The organism is Streptococcus jiangjianxini (assembly GCF_040225085.1).
Lineage (GTDB): Bacteria > Bacillota > Bacilli > Lactobacillales > Streptococcaceae > Streptococcus > Streptococcus jiangjianxini.
On the sequence record NZ_JBEHGL010000016.1, the window covers coordinates 25,893 to 41,459 of the forward strand.

The 15,567-nt window shown below is 38.1% G+C and carries 16 protein-coding genes; 1 reads left to right on the plus strand and 15 read right to left on the minus strand.

Annotation, left to right across the window (positions count from 1 at the left end; genetic code table 11):
• Position 1: 1 nt before the first annotated feature.
• The 8 genes from ABP870_RS07695 to ABP870_RS07730 all read right to left on the minus strand — a co-directional run bounded on the left by ABP870_RS07695 (position 2) and on the right by ABP870_RS07730 (position 7,169).
• Entirely contained in the window at positions 2 to 796 is a 795-nt protein-coding gene (locus ABP870_RS07695; protein ID WP_350014873.1) for a phosphatidate cytidylyltransferase, read from the minus strand.
• Positions 797 to 814: 18 nt separating this feature from the next.
• Positions 815 to 1,564, minus strand: a complete 750-nt coding sequence (locus tag ABP870_RS07700; RefSeq protein ID WP_350014874.1) for an isoprenyl transferase — start codon at positions 1,562 to 1,564, stop codon at positions 815 to 817.
• 463 nt (positions 1,565 to 2,027) lie between these two features.
• Positions 2,028 to 2,372, minus strand: coding sequence for a preprotein translocase subunit YajC (gene yajC, locus ABP870_RS07705; RefSeq protein WP_350014875.1), 345 nt, complete (start codon positions 2,370 to 2,372; stop codon positions 2,028 to 2,030).
• Between the two features lie 100 nt (positions 2,373 to 2,472).
• Positions 2,473 to 2,808, minus strand: coding sequence for a thioredoxin fold domain-containing protein (locus ABP870_RS07710; RefSeq protein WP_350014876.1), 336 nt, complete (start codon positions 2,806 to 2,808; stop codon positions 2,473 to 2,475).
• A gap of 56 nt (positions 2,809 to 2,864) precedes the next feature.
• A complete protein-coding gene (locus tag ABP870_RS07715; protein ID WP_350014877.1) occupies positions 2,865 to 3,458 on the minus strand; it encodes a hypothetical protein in 594 nt (197 codons plus the stop codon).
• A 57-nt stretch (positions 3,459 to 3,515) separates the two neighbouring features.
• On the minus strand, positions 3,516 to 4,511 hold the full coding sequence (galE, locus tag ABP870_RS07720) for a UDP-glucose 4-epimerase GalE (RefSeq protein WP_350014878.1): 996 nt from the start codon (positions 4,509 to 4,511) through the stop codon (positions 3,516 to 3,518).
• Between the two features lie 15 nt (positions 4,512 to 4,526).
• Positions 4,527 to 5,993, minus strand: coding sequence for a UDP-glucose--hexose-1-phosphate uridylyltransferase (galT, locus tag ABP870_RS07725; protein WP_405054536.1), 1,467 nt, complete (start codon positions 5,991 to 5,993; stop codon positions 4,527 to 4,529).
• A gap of 3 nt (positions 5,994 to 5,996) precedes the next feature.
• The gene (locus ABP870_RS07730; RefSeq protein WP_350014879.1) at positions 5,997 to 7,169 is read right to left on the minus strand and encodes a galactokinase; all 1,173 of its coding nucleotides are present in this window, start codon (positions 7,167 to 7,169) and stop codon (positions 5,997 to 5,999) included.
• Positions 7,170 to 7,307: 138 nt separating this feature from the next.
• Here ABP870_RS07730 and ABP870_RS07735 point away from each other — a divergent pair, with 138 nt between their 5' ends.
• Positions 7,308 to 8,306 (plus strand): LacI family DNA-binding transcriptional regulator, encoded by a 999-nt coding sequence (locus tag ABP870_RS07735; protein ID WP_350014880.1) that lies wholly within the window; start codon positions 7,308 to 7,310, stop codon positions 8,304 to 8,306.
• A 92-nt stretch (positions 8,307 to 8,398) separates the two neighbouring features.
• Here ABP870_RS07735 and ABP870_RS07740 read toward each other — a convergent pair whose 3' ends face one another.
• From ABP870_RS07740 to ABP870_RS07770, 7 genes are all read right to left on the minus strand, one after another.
• Positions 8,399 to 8,569: a CAT RNA binding domain-containing protein gene (locus ABP870_RS07740; RefSeq protein WP_350014881.1), complete on the minus strand. Its 171-nt coding sequence runs from the start codon at positions 8,567 to 8,569 to the stop codon at positions 8,399 to 8,401.
• Positions 8,570 to 8,834: 265 nt separating this feature from the next.
• The gene (locus ABP870_RS07745) at positions 8,835 to 10,028 is read right to left on the minus strand and encodes an ROK family transcriptional regulator (RefSeq protein ID WP_350014882.1); all 1,194 of its coding nucleotides are present in this window, start codon (positions 10,026 to 10,028) and stop codon (positions 8,835 to 8,837) included.
• A 76-nt stretch (positions 10,029 to 10,104) separates the two neighbouring features.
• Positions 10,105 to 10,413 (minus strand): PTS lactose/cellobiose transporter subunit IIA, encoded by a 309-nt coding sequence (locus ABP870_RS07750; RefSeq protein ID WP_277952229.1) that lies wholly within the window; start codon positions 10,411 to 10,413, stop codon positions 10,105 to 10,107.
• Positions 10,414 to 10,422: 9 nt separating this feature from the next.
• Positions 10,423 to 10,734, minus strand: a complete 312-nt coding sequence (locus tag ABP870_RS07755; protein ID WP_242258656.1) for a PTS sugar transporter subunit IIB — start codon at positions 10,732 to 10,734, stop codon at positions 10,423 to 10,425.
• 12 nt (positions 10,735 to 10,746) lie between these two features.
• Complete coding sequence (locus ABP870_RS07760; protein WP_350014883.1) at positions 10,747 to 11,685, minus strand: DUF7916 family protein; 939 nt, start codon at positions 11,683 to 11,685, stop codon at positions 10,747 to 10,749.
• Between the two features lie 46 nt (positions 11,686 to 11,731).
• Positions 11,732 to 13,060 carry a PTS sugar transporter subunit IIC gene (locus tag ABP870_RS07765; RefSeq protein WP_350014884.1) on the minus strand — a complete coding sequence of 443 codons (1,329 nt, stop codon included), beginning with the start codon at positions 13,058 to 13,060 and terminating at the stop codon, positions 11,732 to 11,734.
• 26 nt (positions 13,061 to 13,086) lie between these two features.
• On the minus strand, positions 13,087 to 15,396 hold the full coding sequence (locus ABP870_RS07770) for a family 16 glycosylhydrolase (protein WP_350014885.1): 2,310 nt from the start codon (positions 15,394 to 15,396) through the stop codon (positions 13,087 to 13,089).
• Between the last annotated feature and the right edge of the window lie 171 nt (positions 15,397 to 15,567).

A 15,567-nucleotide genomic window follows, 5' to 3' on the forward strand; every position in this document is an offset into this window, starting at 1 on the left:
TCTAGAATAGTCCAAATAAGTGCATGATAGGAAAAACAAAAATCATGCTATCAAAGCGATCAAGAATGCCGCCGTGTCCAGGAATAAGTTTGCCAGAGTCTTTAACTGCAAAGCGACGTTTGATGGCACTTTCCACCAAATCACCAAATTGCGCAAAAATACTAAAAATAGCCACTAAAATCAGCATGACAAAAAAATGATGCGGGGCATAAACGTCTTTATCAAAGAGCATGAAGATCAAGGAAACTACCACTGCAGATAAAATACCGCCTAAACTTCCTTCAATGGTCTTGTTGGGAGATACTTTGGGAAGTAATTTTCGTTGTCCAAATTGACGTCCAATTAAGTAAGCACCTGTATCAGTAGCCCAAACAATAAACAAGGCTAGGAAAACTTTATCCAAACCAGCCATTCGAGCATTGACAAGGTTTTGGAAACCAATCCCAACATACAGACTAGACAACATAGGAAATGCCGCATCATCAAAGGCATAGGTTTCACTTGAAATAACTGTCCCTGCTAAAACAAAGAACATCATCAAACCAAAGACAGTAAAGCTACCATCCACAGGTAAAAAAGTTAAGTAATTTTGCAAAGGGACGACTAATGAAAAGGCAGCTAGCATTGCCAGTACCCCCTCAAATGAAAAAACTTCTAGTCGTCTCATACGGAGAAGTTCCGAAACAGCAATCATGGCTAAAACACCAATAAATAGCTGAAAGGGTAAGTCTCCAATCAACAAGAATGGAACAAAGATTGCCAAGGCAATAGCTCCCCAAATCACACGTTGTTTCATTAAAAATTCCTTTCTGGATTACAGGCCACCAAATCGACGATGTCTGCGGTTATAATCTGAAATAGCTTCTTTAAGGGCAGATTCATCAAAATCTGGCCACAGCTTATCGGTAAAGTAGAGTTCACTGTAGGCAATCTGCCAAGGAAGGAAATTACTAGTACGCAACTCTCCACTGGTACGGATCACCAAATCAGGATCACGATATAGGTAAGGGAGTTGACTAGTCATCAAATGACCAGAAATAAGGTCTTCTGTAATGTCTCCTGGATTCAAACGAGCATCTAGCACATCCTGAGCTATTTCACGAACAGTTTCCACAATCTCTGCCCTACCACCATAATTCAGTGCAAAATTAAGCACTAGGCCAGAGTTATGTCGCGTCTTTTCCAATGCCTTTTCAAGAGCTACCTGCGTTTCTTGAGGAAGTCGCCGACGCTCCCCAATCATTTGAATACGGACATTATTCTTGTGCAATTCCGGAACATATTTATCAAAGAATTCGACAGGAAGGTTCATGATAAAAGCCACTTCATCTTCTGGGCGTGACCAATTTTCTGTCGAGAAAGCATAAACGGTCAAAACTTTGACACCTAGCTCAGAGGCAGCAATCGTAACGTTTTGCAGGGCGTTCATCCCTGCCCTGTGACCCATAACTCGTGGTTGGAGACGTTTTTTAGCCCAACGACCATTGCCATCCATAATAATCCCAATATGTTTTGGAATCTTATCAAGAATCAATTCTGTATTTTTTCGTTTTAATCCAAACATCTGTCTTCCTTCATCAAAGCATAATCACTTTATTTTACCATATTTTAAGGCTATTTAGCCATGTTTTGTATCATCCTTCTCGAGGAAATGCTTATCTTCAATGAAAATCAGACGAAGCGGCACCGATGCAGATAAAGCTGATGTCCATCAAGTCAAAAATGTATTAATTTACTGTTCATTAAATAGCAATCTAGCCAATCGTGTGACGTATCCTTATTTGTAGAGTCTTAAGAATTTCCTTTAAATATACATCGTCACTTTCAACTTGCCCCTCACAAATACTATCTACGTCTCAGTTCCTTGTCTGGAACTTAAGTCATTTGACTATAAAATAAAAAGAGTGACAAAAGCTTAGTTTCCTAAAAACTACTTTTGTCACCATCTTTAGTCTATTGGTAAAATGATCAGCTGCTTTACTTTAACGTTTTGACCGACTAATCATCTAATCATCTCCCCATAAAAATCAGCTTGGTTCAATGGCTGAATCGTTTGTGATATCAGTCTTAACAGCTGGTTCATCGACGAGTCCAATTTCACCTGGAATATCCCCGCCTTTTGTCACTACGCGCTTAATAGCTGAAAGTTCAAAAGTTAGGTACACTCCATCAACATCAAGAACAATTTTTTGTTCCGCTTGATTGACTTCATCAACGACTCCGTAAAGGCCACCAATGGTAACCACTTCGTCACCTTTAGCGAGGGCATTCATTTGATCCTGACGCTCTTTAGCTGCTTTTTTCTGTTGACGGGTAGTCAAATACATCATTCCCGCCATAACAACGACCATAATTAGTAATGTTGGTGACATTCTTATTCTCCTTCAAAGATAGATTCCCTACTATTATAGTAAAAAAAGAGCCAACAAACAAGGTTAGCTCTGCTATTTCTTTTAAAATCAGCCTAAAGTCTTAGCCGATAAAGTCAAGGATGTCCTTTTCAGAAAGTGAGGAATCGCAAACCACACGTACCTGACCTTTTTCAGCTACAAGAAGACCTGGAACGGTTTTAATGCCATACTTGTCGCGGAGAGCTTGGATGGATTCCATTTGTGAGCTATCTTCTGAATGAAGATAATGAACATTAAGATGATTAGCTTTGACGACATTGGTCAATTTAGGTTCAAAGCGCTGACAGTATGGGCAGGTTGGGCGACCAACAAAGAGAATGACTTTTTCTTGATTCTTGATAGCCTCTTCAGCTGCCACTGCTGAAATAGGGTTAAAAGCTGATGCAAATGCTGACATATTAAATCCTCACTTTACGTTGTTTTCTTATATTTTACACCTAAAAAAGAAGAGATTCAATTATCTGAAACGTAGTTGGATATGATCATGTAAACTTCTTGGCAAACTTCTTCGAGTGTTTTATCATTCGTATCTATCACTGTGGTATTATCCTTCGATAAGAACCATGCTCTTTTTATTGGCAAGAGATTTTCAAGTTGAAACTCAAAAAAGGAACGGCTTCTCGTTTTATCCCGTTTTTTCCGCTGTCGTAACTCTAAATCACTCGCATCAAGGTATATCACAAGGTCAGGCAGACAAGGTTCTAAGTCATTTAGTTTGTTTATCAGTTGCGGACTTAGTTGCCAATCTTTCCCACATGCTTTAGGATAAAATCGCGTATAAAAATCAATTTCTTCCGCACCAAAATCCATCAAAACAAGTTTCTTATCCGCTACCTTTTCGTAACGAGAAATTTCATGATCAATCCATAACCCTTGTATGATTTGATAATCATCATAATTATCCTTGTCCAATTGATCCTGTTTTATTTTGGTAATGACTCCTATAACATCTTCATAGCTGATCGTCACACCCGGAAGTCTCTTTGTGATAGCCTTTAAAACACTTGTTTTTCCAACAGCCATAGAACCCTGTAAGGAAATAATCATTTCAATTCTTTCTAGCAAAATAGGGGTGACTAAGCTACCCCACTGTTAAATCTTAAATCAATCATCATAACCATGAGGGTGACTTGAATGCCATGCCCACGCTGTTTCGATGATTTTGTCGATATTATCAAATCGCGGTTCCCAACCGAGTACCTCGCGTGCCTTGCTTGATTCTGCAATAAGACTGTCTGGATCACCTGGACGACGTTCTGCCATTTCAAGTGGAATCTCCTTACCTGTCACGCGGCGAGCTGCTTCCACAATTTCTAGATTTGAAAATCCTGTTGATGACCCGAGGTTAAAAGCAGTAGATTCATTGCCCTCTCGGAGATACCTCACCGCCAAAAGGTGGGCATCAGCCAAGTCAAATGGGTGAACATAATCGCGGACATTGGTCCCATCTTTAGTGTCATAATCCGATCCGAAGATTGAAATTTTCTCCCGTTGACCAAGAGCGACTTGAAGCACAATAGGCAAGAGATGAGTTTCTGGACGATGGTCTTCACCGATAGAACCGTCTGGCTTGTCACCAGCAACATTGAAGTAGCGAAGAGGCACAAACTTGATTCCATAAGCCTGATCTGCCCACTTCATGATAGTTTCCATCATGAGTTTACTTTCACCGTATGGGTTAATAGGCCTTTGTGGTGTGGTTTCTTTGATTGGCAATTCTTCTGGGATACCGTAGGTAGCCGCTGTTGAAGAAAAGACGATGTATTTTACATCACAGTCATTCATCACTTCTAACAGTTTGACCATGCCAACTGTGTTATTATCAAAGTATTTCAAAGGGTCTGTCATGGATTCTGCCACTAGAGAAAAAGCAGCAAAGTGGATAACAGCATCAATGTCAGGATTTTCCTTAAAGACCTGACGCATAAAGTCTTGGTCTGCCAAATCACCTTCATAAAACGTTGCTTCTGGATGAACAGCTGCACGATGCCCTGTCACCAAGTTATCGACCACAACAACTTTTTCAGCTGTTGTTTCGACTAATCGATCGACCATGTGAGAGCCAATGTAACCAGCTCCACCTAACACTAATACTCCCATAGTTTTCCTATCTTTCTAAACATTGACAATGCCAATACTTTCTACAAAACGCATAAAGTCTGCTAGATTTTTATAGACACCTGCATCTTCTAAAACTCGTGCAAAGGTTTGTCCCACTGCTTGATGGACAATTTCTGACACGTTTTCTAGACTGACTTCTGGATGAGTCTTTTTCAATCGATCCGCCCAGTCTTTATGATAGTCTGCTATTTCATTGTACTGGTTGAGAAGGTATTTTTCAACTTCTAAAAGTTCGTCTTTGAGTCGCGGTGGCAAAATAGCCAAGCCCATCACTTCGATCAATCCAATGTTTTCTTTTTTGATATGCTGAACATCAGCATGAGGATGATAGACACCGTCTGGATGTTCTGGTGACGTATGATTATCACGCAAGACTAAGTCCAACTGGAAACGACCATTTTGACGACGAGCAATAGGCGTAATCGTGTGGTGCGGGGTATCGCCTGTGTAGGCAACAATATCTGCCTGACTATCGCTATAATCACGCCAAGCTAACCGGATTTGCTCTGCCAAGGCTACTAAGTCTTCTTTGCTATCTGCAGTTAAACGTAACACAGACATAGGCCAATTAACAATACCAGCTTCAACCCTTTCAAATCCTTTAAAGGTGAAGGGTTTGATGATTTCTGCCACTTCCATCGGAAAAACGTGACGGCCTGCTTGATAGTGATTGTGCGTCAAGATAGAACCACCAACAATAGGCAAGTCTGCGTTTGATCCAACAAAATACCCCGGTAGCAAATCCACAATATCCAAAAGTTGTTCAAAGGTTTTTTGACTAATGACCATGGGGACATGTTGCGTATTTAAAACGATGCTATGCTCATTAAAGTAGGCATAAGGTGAATACTGAAAGCCCCATTCTTCGTCGCCTAAGGGTAAACGAATAACACGGTGATTGGCTCGGGCGGGATGATCCAATCGTCCCTGATAGCCTTCATTTTCCATACAGAGTTGACACTTGGGATAGCTGGAAGCTTTCATAAGTTTTGCCGCAGCAATAGCTTTGGGATCTTTCTCTGGCTTTGACAAATTGATGGTGATTTCTAAATCGCCGTATTTAGATGAGGTTTTAAAGGCGATATTTTTGGAAATAGCTGCCAACTTGATGTAGTCATTTCTTTGAGAAAGGGCGTAAAAGTCAGCGATAGCTTTTTCTGGTGATTGTTCATACGTTTCCCAAAAGTTTTCGTTGACCTTGCTTGGAATAGGTGTGATAAAATTCATCAATTCAGCACCCAGAGAGTCTCTTTCTTCAAGCAGGGTACCTACTTTGCCGTTTGCCACAGCCGCGTCAAGCAAGTCTTCCTTCAAATCAATCAAGGGCTTTGACTGGCTGTTAGGATTTCCACTAACCTCACCAACGAGGGCTAAAACCCGGTTAAAAAGATAAAAAGCGTCTTGTTCAGTATAATCACCAAGTTCAATGACCTTAGTGACAAATGCATCAATAACTGTCATGATTTACTTTCTTTCTAAAACATGGGAGCCACCAGCAATCTCAGCGATGTAAAATTCAGGGGCATAACCAACGACCTCGGTGTAGACTTTACCAACATTTTCTTTAAATTCATCTACTTTGTCTTTGGCAACAATGGCAATGCCACAGCCCCCAAAACCTGCTCCTGTCATGCGTGCTCCTAAAACACCTTCTTGTTCCCAAGCTGTATGCGCCAAAGTATCTAATTCGAGACCTGTCACTTGGTAGTCGTGTTCGAGTGAAACGTGTGAAGCATTGATGAGACGTCCAAAACTTTGCAAATCACCTGAAACTAGGGCTTCTTTAGCGTTAAGTGTGCGTTGGTTTTCAAAAACAGCGTGGCGGGCACGTTTAAGACGATTGTCATCTTTGATGAGATAAGCATACTGATCAAAGGTGTCAGCATCCAATTCGCCCAGAGTTTGAATATCCAATTCTTTATTTAACTCTTCAACCGCTTTTTCGCATTCAGAGCGTCGTTCGTTGTACTTAGAATCCGCTAATTCACGGCGTTTGTTGGTGTTCATGATGACAATGACATTGTCTCCCAAGTCAAGAGGTACCAAATCATATTCAAGTGTATTGGTATCAAGATAAATCGCTTGTTTATTTGCCCCCATACCAATCGCAAACTGATCCATGATACCAGAATTGACACCGATAAAGTCGTTTTCTGTTTGTTTACCAATTTTTACTAAATCGAGACGGTCTAAATTCAAGTCAAAGAGTTCTTCTGCGACAATCCCTGTCAACAGCTCCAAGGAGGCTGAGGAGGAAAGACCAGAACCATTAGGAATATTTCCCTTAACATACAATTCAAAACCAGTATCAATGGTATGTCCTGCTTCTTGCAAGAATTTGATGACACCTTTAGGATAGTTAGTCCAATTATCTGCCTTGTCAAAAACCAAGTGATCTAAATCAATGTCAATAATTCCTAACTCGTCGAAATTAGCTGAATAAAAGCGTAAAGTCTTATCGTTACGCTTACGAGCAGCCCCATAGGTTCCCAAGGTAATGGCGGCAGGGAAAACATGGCCTCCATTGTAGTCTGTGTGCTCACCTATCAAGTTGATGCGCCCAGGTGAAAAGAAGGTCGCGTCTGCTTTCGTACCAAAAATGTCAGTAAAAGATTGTTTTAATGCCTGTGATGTCATGAGAATATCTCCTTTTATCATTTCTTAGTTTTATTGTAAGCTGAGTAAGCTAGCTTGACAATATTTTTACTAAATTTTTACTAATTTAATCGCTAATTTGATACAATAGAGATACAATAACTAACTTGGAGAATAAAAATGGCAACTTTGAAGGATATTGCAGGCCTAGCTAACGTGTCTCAAGCAACAGTATCTCGTGTTTTAAATCAAGATCCGACACTTTCTGTTGGAGAAAAAACGAGACACCGCATTTTAACGATAGCAGACGACTTAGGCTATCAAAAGCATTTAAAAACACTAAATGCACCAAAAGTGCGCCATAAGATTGCTATTATACAATGGTATACTGAGCAAGAAGAACTTAATGACCTCTATTATCACGCTATCCGTCTAGGTATTGAGAAGCGCTCACAAGACTTACAGTATGATATTATCCGTTTTTTCAATCAAGAACCTGAAAAGTTACCAGAAGAAACCATTGGAATGATTGCTATTGGCAAATTTAGTAGCCAACAAATCAAACGATTTGAGACCTATCATGATAATTTGGTCTTTGTCGATAGTGACACACTCACAAAAGGCTATCATTGCATCACTACTGATTTTGAAAATGCCGTTATTGCTGTGGTTGATCATTTTATGAGCAAGGGCTTGACTAAGATTGGCATGATTGCCGGCGAAGAAAAAACCAACGATGGACTGGAGAGTTTGATAGATCCACGCTTTCGCACTTTCCGTAATTACACTATCGAGCAAGGAATCTACGACCCCACTAGTATCTTTGTGGGGCAATTCTCAGCTGAATCCGGCTATCAACTAATGACACAGGCCATTCAAACCCTTGACGAAGACTTACCCACAGCCTTTTTCATCGCAAATGATACGCTAGCCGTTGGAGCTTTACGGGCGCTGCAAGAAAATAACGTTAAGGTTCCTAGTGATGTTCAATTGATTTCTTTCAATGATACAGCCATTACCAAACAGGTGTACCCAACCTTATCGAGCGTTACGGTCTTTACAAACGAGATGGGGCAGACAGCTGTCGACGTTCTTAATCGACAAGCCATCAACCCTAGACCAGTTGCTACGGTGACCAAATTGGGAACACAATTAACTTTGAGAGAAAGTAGTCTATAACTAAACAGTCTAGGAAAACAAAAAAAAACGGACAAGCCTTCTCATCATTAGATGACCGACTTGTTCGTTTTGATTTTATCTTATTTTAACCCCTAGATTATTTTGTGACTGTTAGCGACGTCTTTATACCCATTTGACCATGAGAAAACATCCATCAATGACCAGATGAAGCCCACTCTTAATCCCATAACCACAGCTTGCTGATTATTGGTATCTTTTACTAATGCAACATTCGTGTTAAGGGATCTTATCAATTCATACATAATCTAAAAAACCTCCTTTTTTCAACTGCAATACAAAAGAGACTACAAATAAACCTAAGCTAATAACAGCATTAACCCAAATTTATTCATAGTCTCGCCTAGTCTAACCAGTTACGAACCACTTATTTCAATGTTATATTATCAAATAATATCTAATTGTAAATTATTTTTTTTATTTTTTATAATTATTTTCTGTTTTATAAGGAGTACCTATTAGTAACTCTTATGGTCAAATAAAGGTACTTCCTTATAAATATTAGAGATATCAATCTAAATAATTGTTTATAAAATGATTCTTTATCGCTAAAGCACATGCTCCCATGGCTCCCTTAAAGGAATCATATTCTAAAACTTGGTAGTGAATGTCATGATTTTGTTCAACAATACGAATGGATTGTTCTAGCTTAGTTTGTAGCTGAGTAGCAATCAAGGATTCTTCAAATAACTTACCATGAACATAAACAGCATCAAGATTTAACATCATCGTCGCATTATTAATCTGCAATGCTAAATAGTCAACAGCCTGTTCAATAATCCGATGTATTATTTCATCACCCATCATGTATGCTGATAAAACATGATTAATTGTCAATTGTGAAGCTGAATCGACTAACAATTGTAAGTAAAACGCCCTTCCTGACTCATAAGCAATTCGGGATTTTTTTAAAATCCAAGTAATGCTCGCATAAGTTTGTAAACAACCTGTTTTTCCACATTCACATTGTTGACCTTCTGGGTTTACAGTAATGTGTCCAACCTCTCCAACTAGATAGTTTCGATCCCCATAGAGCTTTCCTTCATAAACATAAGCCGCAAAAATTCCTCTACGCAAATTCAGAAATAAAAAGTTATGACCTTCCAATTTTGAACTCAAATATAACTCAGTCAATGCCATGCATTTAACATTATTTTTTACAAAAACTGGTATTGAAAAACTGGATAACAACAAGGCAATGTCAAATTGACTCCATAGCGGATTATTCGATGCAATTGTCTGACTATCTTTTTCAAAATGACCCGGGATAGCAATCCCAATAGCTTGAATAGAAAAATGAGCATGAGACGTTAAGAAGGTAGATATTGCTTCTCGAACATTATTAACCGTCAAGGGAAAAGTTGGATCAAATCTAAGTGAAACTCCTTCTTCTAGTACGCTTGTCCCTAAGTTATCAGTTAGACAAATGGTCATCTTATGTTCACTTAGCTCTACTCCTATATAATGAGAATAATTCGGTGCCACCTCAAGCAAAACTTTCTTACGTCCTGAACCAGTGTGAAGCCCAGCTTCTCCTAACTCTTTTATGACACCTTCTTTTATCAAATAAGCTGTCACTTCAGTCATCGTTGCTGGTGTAATACCTAATAGACGTGATAATTCTGCTCTGGATAAAGGACCTCTCGTGTACAGACTCTCTAAAATTTGATTACGTTGTAACTTTTGTTTCTTAGATAAGCTCATCTGTTCTCCTCTTAAGTAATCTTTTTTTTATTTATATTATCTAAAAAAGCCGCTTCCATAAAGAAGTCGGCTAATATTATCTCGATTGATACAGCTCTACAATCTCTTTCGCCAAATCAACAAAAGTAATAGCAGTCATAAGGTGGTCTTGACTGTGAACGGTTAATAAAGTCAATTCCAACTTCTCACCCTGAGCTTCTTGGGTTAATAAATTTGTCTGTGCCTTATGTGCCTCAATAAGTGATGTTTGAGCCCTATCTAATTGAGTACTAGCAAGATTAAAATCTTTCTTTTTAGCAGCAGCAATAGCTTCCATTGCATTACTTTTAGCCTCACCACTATTCATAATCAATCCCATAATGGACTCTAAATTAATTTCTGTCACAGTTTTCTCCTAATCCAAAAGCTCTAAAGCTGTCTGCAAGACTTTGCTACCGTTCATCATACCATAATCTTGCATATTAATAACCGCTAAAGGAATGTTATAGGGCGCTAGTTTTTTAGCCATATTACTTTCTTCATAGCGAACCTGAGGTCCCAAAAGGACAACATCAATAAGATTTTCAGCAATTTCTTTATCCACTTCAGCAACTGATACCGCATAAATCTTAGATTCAATCCCCTGTTCTTTAGCAGCCTCTTGCATTTTTGTAACTAGTAAGCTAGTTGACATCCCAGCAGCACAAGCTAATAAAATTGTTTTCATAACTTTTCCTTCCTATCGGTTAATAGAGCGACCAATCATCGCCAATGTATGTCTTTGGCCGCGGATTGCTTTACTCATGGTGAAAATATTTTCAACCGGTGCTAAACCACCATATCCTGCATCCCCAATATGTTGAATATCTACACCGCAAATTTTATTTTGTAATGCCATATAGCGGATAGTCTCTGGTTCTGAACTCTCTTGGCTCGTTCCAATAGCTGTCATCACTAAGGCTCCATGTTTATGAGAAATCTTAACCATCTCTGTCAATTCGTTTGCTTGAAAGCCTGGGACACTTCCGACTGATGGAGCTAAGATGACATCAGCACCAGCATCAATTAATTCTTTCACGACTTCAAGATCAGCAACAGGCTCATCAACCCCCGCAGCATGCATTTTCCCTGCGAAAATCAATCCCGAAAATTCCTTCTTAGCTAATCTCACGCTTTCAATGATAGCCTGATTAGTGACTCCAGTTCCTGGATTTCCAGTAAAGCAGACGAAATTAAAACCAAGTTTATCAAGTTCTGCAATGGTTTCTTGTCTAGCCTGACGACCGATTGATATTTCTAATTTTTCATCCATCATTTCTGCAGATAAATCGACTGGTTCTAAATTTATGCCAATCGGTCGACCTACCAAATGATGAAGTCGTCGAACAAAGTCCCGACGGTTCCTTGCTTTATCCTTTTGTTCTAAAAAATCACCTTTAATGGTATCTAAACCAGATACAATAGGCTCAAAAACATCAATACCATTGAGCAAAATCAAGTCTGCTCCAAAGGCTCTTGCCATTTCAGCATTAGTACATTCAGCTATGTAAGGTTCACGAGGGGCAACATTTTCTGAAAGAATAATGCGCCCTTCAGAAGCTTTTAGACTTTGTTTCAATTCAGACGCAGACATGGTCAGAATCTCTGACGCGTCGCAACTTAAAAATCTCTTGACCACAATATCACACCTTCTTTTTCAATATCTATGTCCTATCTAAAAAACGTTACTGCTTTTCTACTTCTTGTTTCTTAAATTGTTTCTCAACCGCTATAAAGAAAGGTAAGTATAGAGCTATATCAATAATAATTAATAAAATCTGTAAAAGCGAACCCATTATACTTCCTGTTGTCAAAAAACCTGAAAGAATAGGAGGCATTGTCCATGATGCTTCTGCCCGAGTTAGTGGAACGAGTCCTGAAGACATTGCTAACCAAGCTACAAATGTATTTACGATTGGAGCTATGATAAATGGCACTAATAAAGCAACATTCATCACAACTGGCAAACCAAACATCGTTGGCTCATTGATATTAAATAGTCCTGGAACTACCGTTAATGGTGCCAAAGCTTTGGTTTGTTTGCTACCATTTTTCTTTCGTGCATACCATCCAATTGCTAAAACAAGACCGATAGTCGCACCACCACCGCCAATATAGACAAAGTTATCCATAAACGGTGTCGTAAAGATTTCTTTTAGTGGTTCACCTGCTTGGTAAGCTTCAACATTAGCGGCTAAATTATCAATCCAAGTTGGTTTCATAATAGCATTGACAGTATTTCCACCATGAATTCCTACAAACCAAAATAATGAATTGAGTCCAGCTAATAACATCACTCCAAATACATTACCGCCAATCAGTCTTAACGGACCTCCAACAAGCGATTGAGCCAATTCATGTAAGTTAGGAAGGTTGTTCGCATCTAAAATCCCATAGACTGTTAACCACATTGTAATAATCGCAGCCCCAGGAATGATTGCTGAAAAGCTACGAGAGACTGCAGGCGGTACTGCAGGTGGCAATTTAATTTGAATATTACGTTTGATAAACCAATCATAGATAGCAGCACTTATCAATCCCAAAATAATCGCTATAAAAACACCTTTAGCTGCCATATATGATGCTGTAATACCGCCAGGAATAACCAAACCCTCAGGTAAAGTGATACCTGGATTAGCTTGAGCAACAGTTTCTCCATTCACATATGGTGTCACTGTAATGAAGGAGGCTAAAGAAATTAACCCTGAAGCAACCCCATCTACTTTTTCTTGGTTAGAATAACTGTAAGCAATTCCAAAGGCTGAAACCAAGCCTAATAAACTAAAACTGCCATCAACCCCTTTCCAAAGGTAACCGGCGATTCCAATATCGTTGAGCCAATTTTCCCAACCAGGTACCGGAAAAGAAGCCACAATCATAAAGATTGAACCGATAATTAACAAAGGCATAGAAAGTGTAATTCCATCGCGAATAGCTACCAAAGCCTTATTAGAACTTAGTTTTGCAGCGATTGGCATAAGTTTTTGTTCAATAAATGTGTTAAAAAAATCCATTTTCATTCTCCATTTTTTGTATTGAGTTAATCAACAAATAAGAAACTATCACTATTGATTTGAGTATAGACTTTTCTTCGATTGGATAATTTTATAGTATCGTTAGGGTTTGCAAATACAATTCCATAATCTGTATTCTTATCAATAATTTCTGTAGGATTTTGCCATCTCCATCCTGAGGGTAACTTGATTGTTGATAGTTCTTGTCCTACTCTTGCTTCTAGTTGATGAGGCAAAACAATAAGCTGACTTGATTCTCGTGTCATCTTATAAATTGGAAATCCTTTACTATCATAATCAGACTTCAATGGAATGGAAGTGTAATATATGTTATAAACACCTGGCTCTAACTGTGCAATTTTTTCTGCTTTACTTGAGTTTTCCACAACATTTGTTACTTCATTGCGACCAGCTTCTGCGCCTTGGTTTATAAACATGTATTCATTGTCAATAGAATAGTCAACTTTATAATCGGAATTGTTAATTGAAATCCCCTCTAATAAATCAGGAATTGTGCCTTGAATCACTGTGACATTCCTAACACCAGAAATAATTGGCTTATCAGCGTAATAGTTTAACATCGACTGTTTTTGTTCTTCATTCTGCAACCATCTTACCCAATCAACTTCAACAGTTTGACCAGCAAGGTTATTTCCAGCATCTCCAGGCCAATTACCACCAGTGGCTAAATTAAATTGGATAAATTGTGGACGATTAAAAGCTTTCTTTAAAGCTTGAGAACGCTCAGATTTATCATACACGAGTGTATTATAAATGACATCATCTACATACCACTCAATACGATCCTCAGACCAATTAATTCCAAAAATATGATAGTCCTCTGAAAAATCTTCATTTAATGATAAGTTACCACTATAGCCAGACCCTACATTTCCATCATTATCTGCATCTGCCCCTGGGAAAAAGAAGTGGGGTGTTCCGTATACCGTTTTATTACCACTACCATTTTCTGTTCCCGTTAATTCCATAATATCAATTTCACCAGTCGACGGCCAATTGTATCCTTGGCCACTTTCAATTCTTCCATCTAAATTAAAATCTGCTCCTAGTGTCCAGAAAGCAGGAAAAACACCCTTTCCTTTAGGTAATTTCATCCTTGCTTCAATTCTGCCATACAGAAATTCTTGTTTCCCAGAGGTTCTAATACTTCCTGAATTATATTTGACTAATCTTGCTCTGTCTCCATGTTTATCTTTATTATAATATTGATCTTCAATTGGACGATCTGTTACTGTGAGAACCAACTTCCCATCTTTTACAGTGACATTTTCCGCACTACTACTATAATGTTGTTGTTCATTGCCACGAATATTACCTAATTCATAACCCCAAATATTATCATTTAACTTACTCTCTGAAAATGTATCTTTCCATATTTCATCATATTTGGTATCTTCAAAAATTTTTAAACTATTCATTTTAATGGTAGTATTTATAGTCTCTAAATCATTACTGTTTTCATGCCATTTTACTAATCCTATGTGCGTTTTATAACTTTCTGCTGTAAATGTTATTTCTTGCAATGACCAGTCCTCTAGGGAGTCTTGCATTTGATTAACACCCTTTCCTCCCTCTAAAGTTTTTTGAGTTCCATCAGCAGAAATAGATTTTATATCAAAAAATGCTCCGTTTGCTTTACTATTTCCCAAAACATCAATTTTTAGGTCAGCAATTGCTCTATAAGTTTTCCCTGGTATGGTATTTACTTCGAATAGTATAAAATCATTCGTCGAATTTATTTTGGTTTTATATATGGTATTTCCATTTTCGTTTATTTTATAATCTTTATAGTCTTTATCTCTATATATCACAGAAGTTGGTTTATTAGACACGAAATCTCCTGATTCAAATGATGGATTATTAACAAGATTTAAATCTTGTATCTCAGCGTTTTGAACAAAATCACCATCCGAAACAGAATATTCATTAGCATCTAGAACCTCTTCTTTTGCTGCATTCTCTGACGGGGATGTTTCAGCTGACCTCATATTTTCATGAGCTTCTCCAACTGATGGATTACTAAGAATATGTAAATCCTGTATAGCAGCATTTTGAACAAAATTACCATCCGAAACAGAAAATTCATTGGCATCTAGAACCTCTTTTTTTGCTGCATTCTCCGACTGTGATGTTTCGGCTGACAGCATATTTTCATGAACTTCTCTAACTGTTGTTACTTCCGATTTACTACTATACGCTTCTGCGCTAGCAATAGTTCCTGAACACAAAAAGAATATTCCAATTGCAACCGAACAAACACCAATTGTATATTTCCTAATAGAAAAAATGTTTTGTGAATTTAGTTGTTCTTTCATAACTAAATCTCCTTTTAAAAACGGGGATGTTTTAATTATATTTTATAACTTTTTTTGTTAGTTGTAAACGTTTTTTTTATAAAATAATATTTATAAGCACTTGATTGCAATTTCAAATGTTGGAAAAAACTCTGATCGTTAAGAGAAAATACCAAAAGGTCTATCCACTTT

Coding starts and splice junctions, on each gene's coding strand:
- ABP870_RS07695 (WP_350014873.1), bottom strand. CDS start 796: ATGAAACAACGTGTGATTTGGGGAGCTATTGCCTTGGCAATCTTTGTT.
- ABP870_RS07700 (WP_350014874.1), bottom strand. CDS start 1,564: ATGTTTGGATTAAAACGAAAAAATACAGAATTGATTCTTGATAAGATT.
- yajC (WP_350014875.1), bottom strand. CDS start 2,372: ATGTCACCAACATTACTAATTATGGTCGTTGTTATGGCGGGAATGATG.
- ABP870_RS07710 (WP_350014876.1), bottom strand. CDS start 2,808: ATGTCAGCATTTGCATCAGCTTTTAACCCTATTTCAGCAGTGGCAGCT.
- ABP870_RS07715 (WP_350014877.1), bottom strand. CDS start 3,458: ATGATTATTTCCTTACAGGGTTCTATGGCTGTTGGAAAAACAAGTGTT.
- galE (WP_350014878.1), bottom strand. CDS start 4,511: ATGGGAGTATTAGTGTTAGGTGGAGCTGGTTACATTGGCTCTCACATG.
- galT (WP_405054536.1), bottom strand. CDS start 5,993: ATGACAGTTATTGATGCATTTGTCACTAAGGTCATTGAACTTGGTGAT.
- ABP870_RS07730 (WP_350014879.1), bottom strand. CDS start 7,169: ATGACATCACAGGCATTAAAACAATCTTTTACTGACATTTTTGGTACG.
- ABP870_RS07735 (WP_350014880.1), top strand. CDS start 7,308: ATGGCAACTTTGAAGGATATTGCAGGCCTAGCTAACGTGTCTCAAGCA.
- ABP870_RS07740 (WP_350014881.1), bottom strand. CDS start 8,569: ATGTATGAATTGATAAGATCCCTTAACACGAATGTTGCATTAGTAAAA.
- ABP870_RS07745 (WP_350014882.1), bottom strand. CDS start 10,028: ATGAGCTTATCTAAGAAACAAAAGTTACAACGTAATCAAATTTTAGAG.
- ABP870_RS07755 (WP_242258656.1), bottom strand. CDS start 10,734: ATGAAAACAATTTTATTAGCTTGTGCTGCTGGGATGTCAACTAGCTTA.
- ABP870_RS07765 (WP_350014884.1), bottom strand. CDS start 13,060: ATGGATTTTTTTAACACATTTATTGAACAAAAACTTATGCCAATCGCT.
- ABP870_RS07770 (WP_350014885.1), bottom strand. CDS start 15,396: ATGAAAGAACAACTAAATTCACAAAACATTTTTTCTATTAGGAAATAT.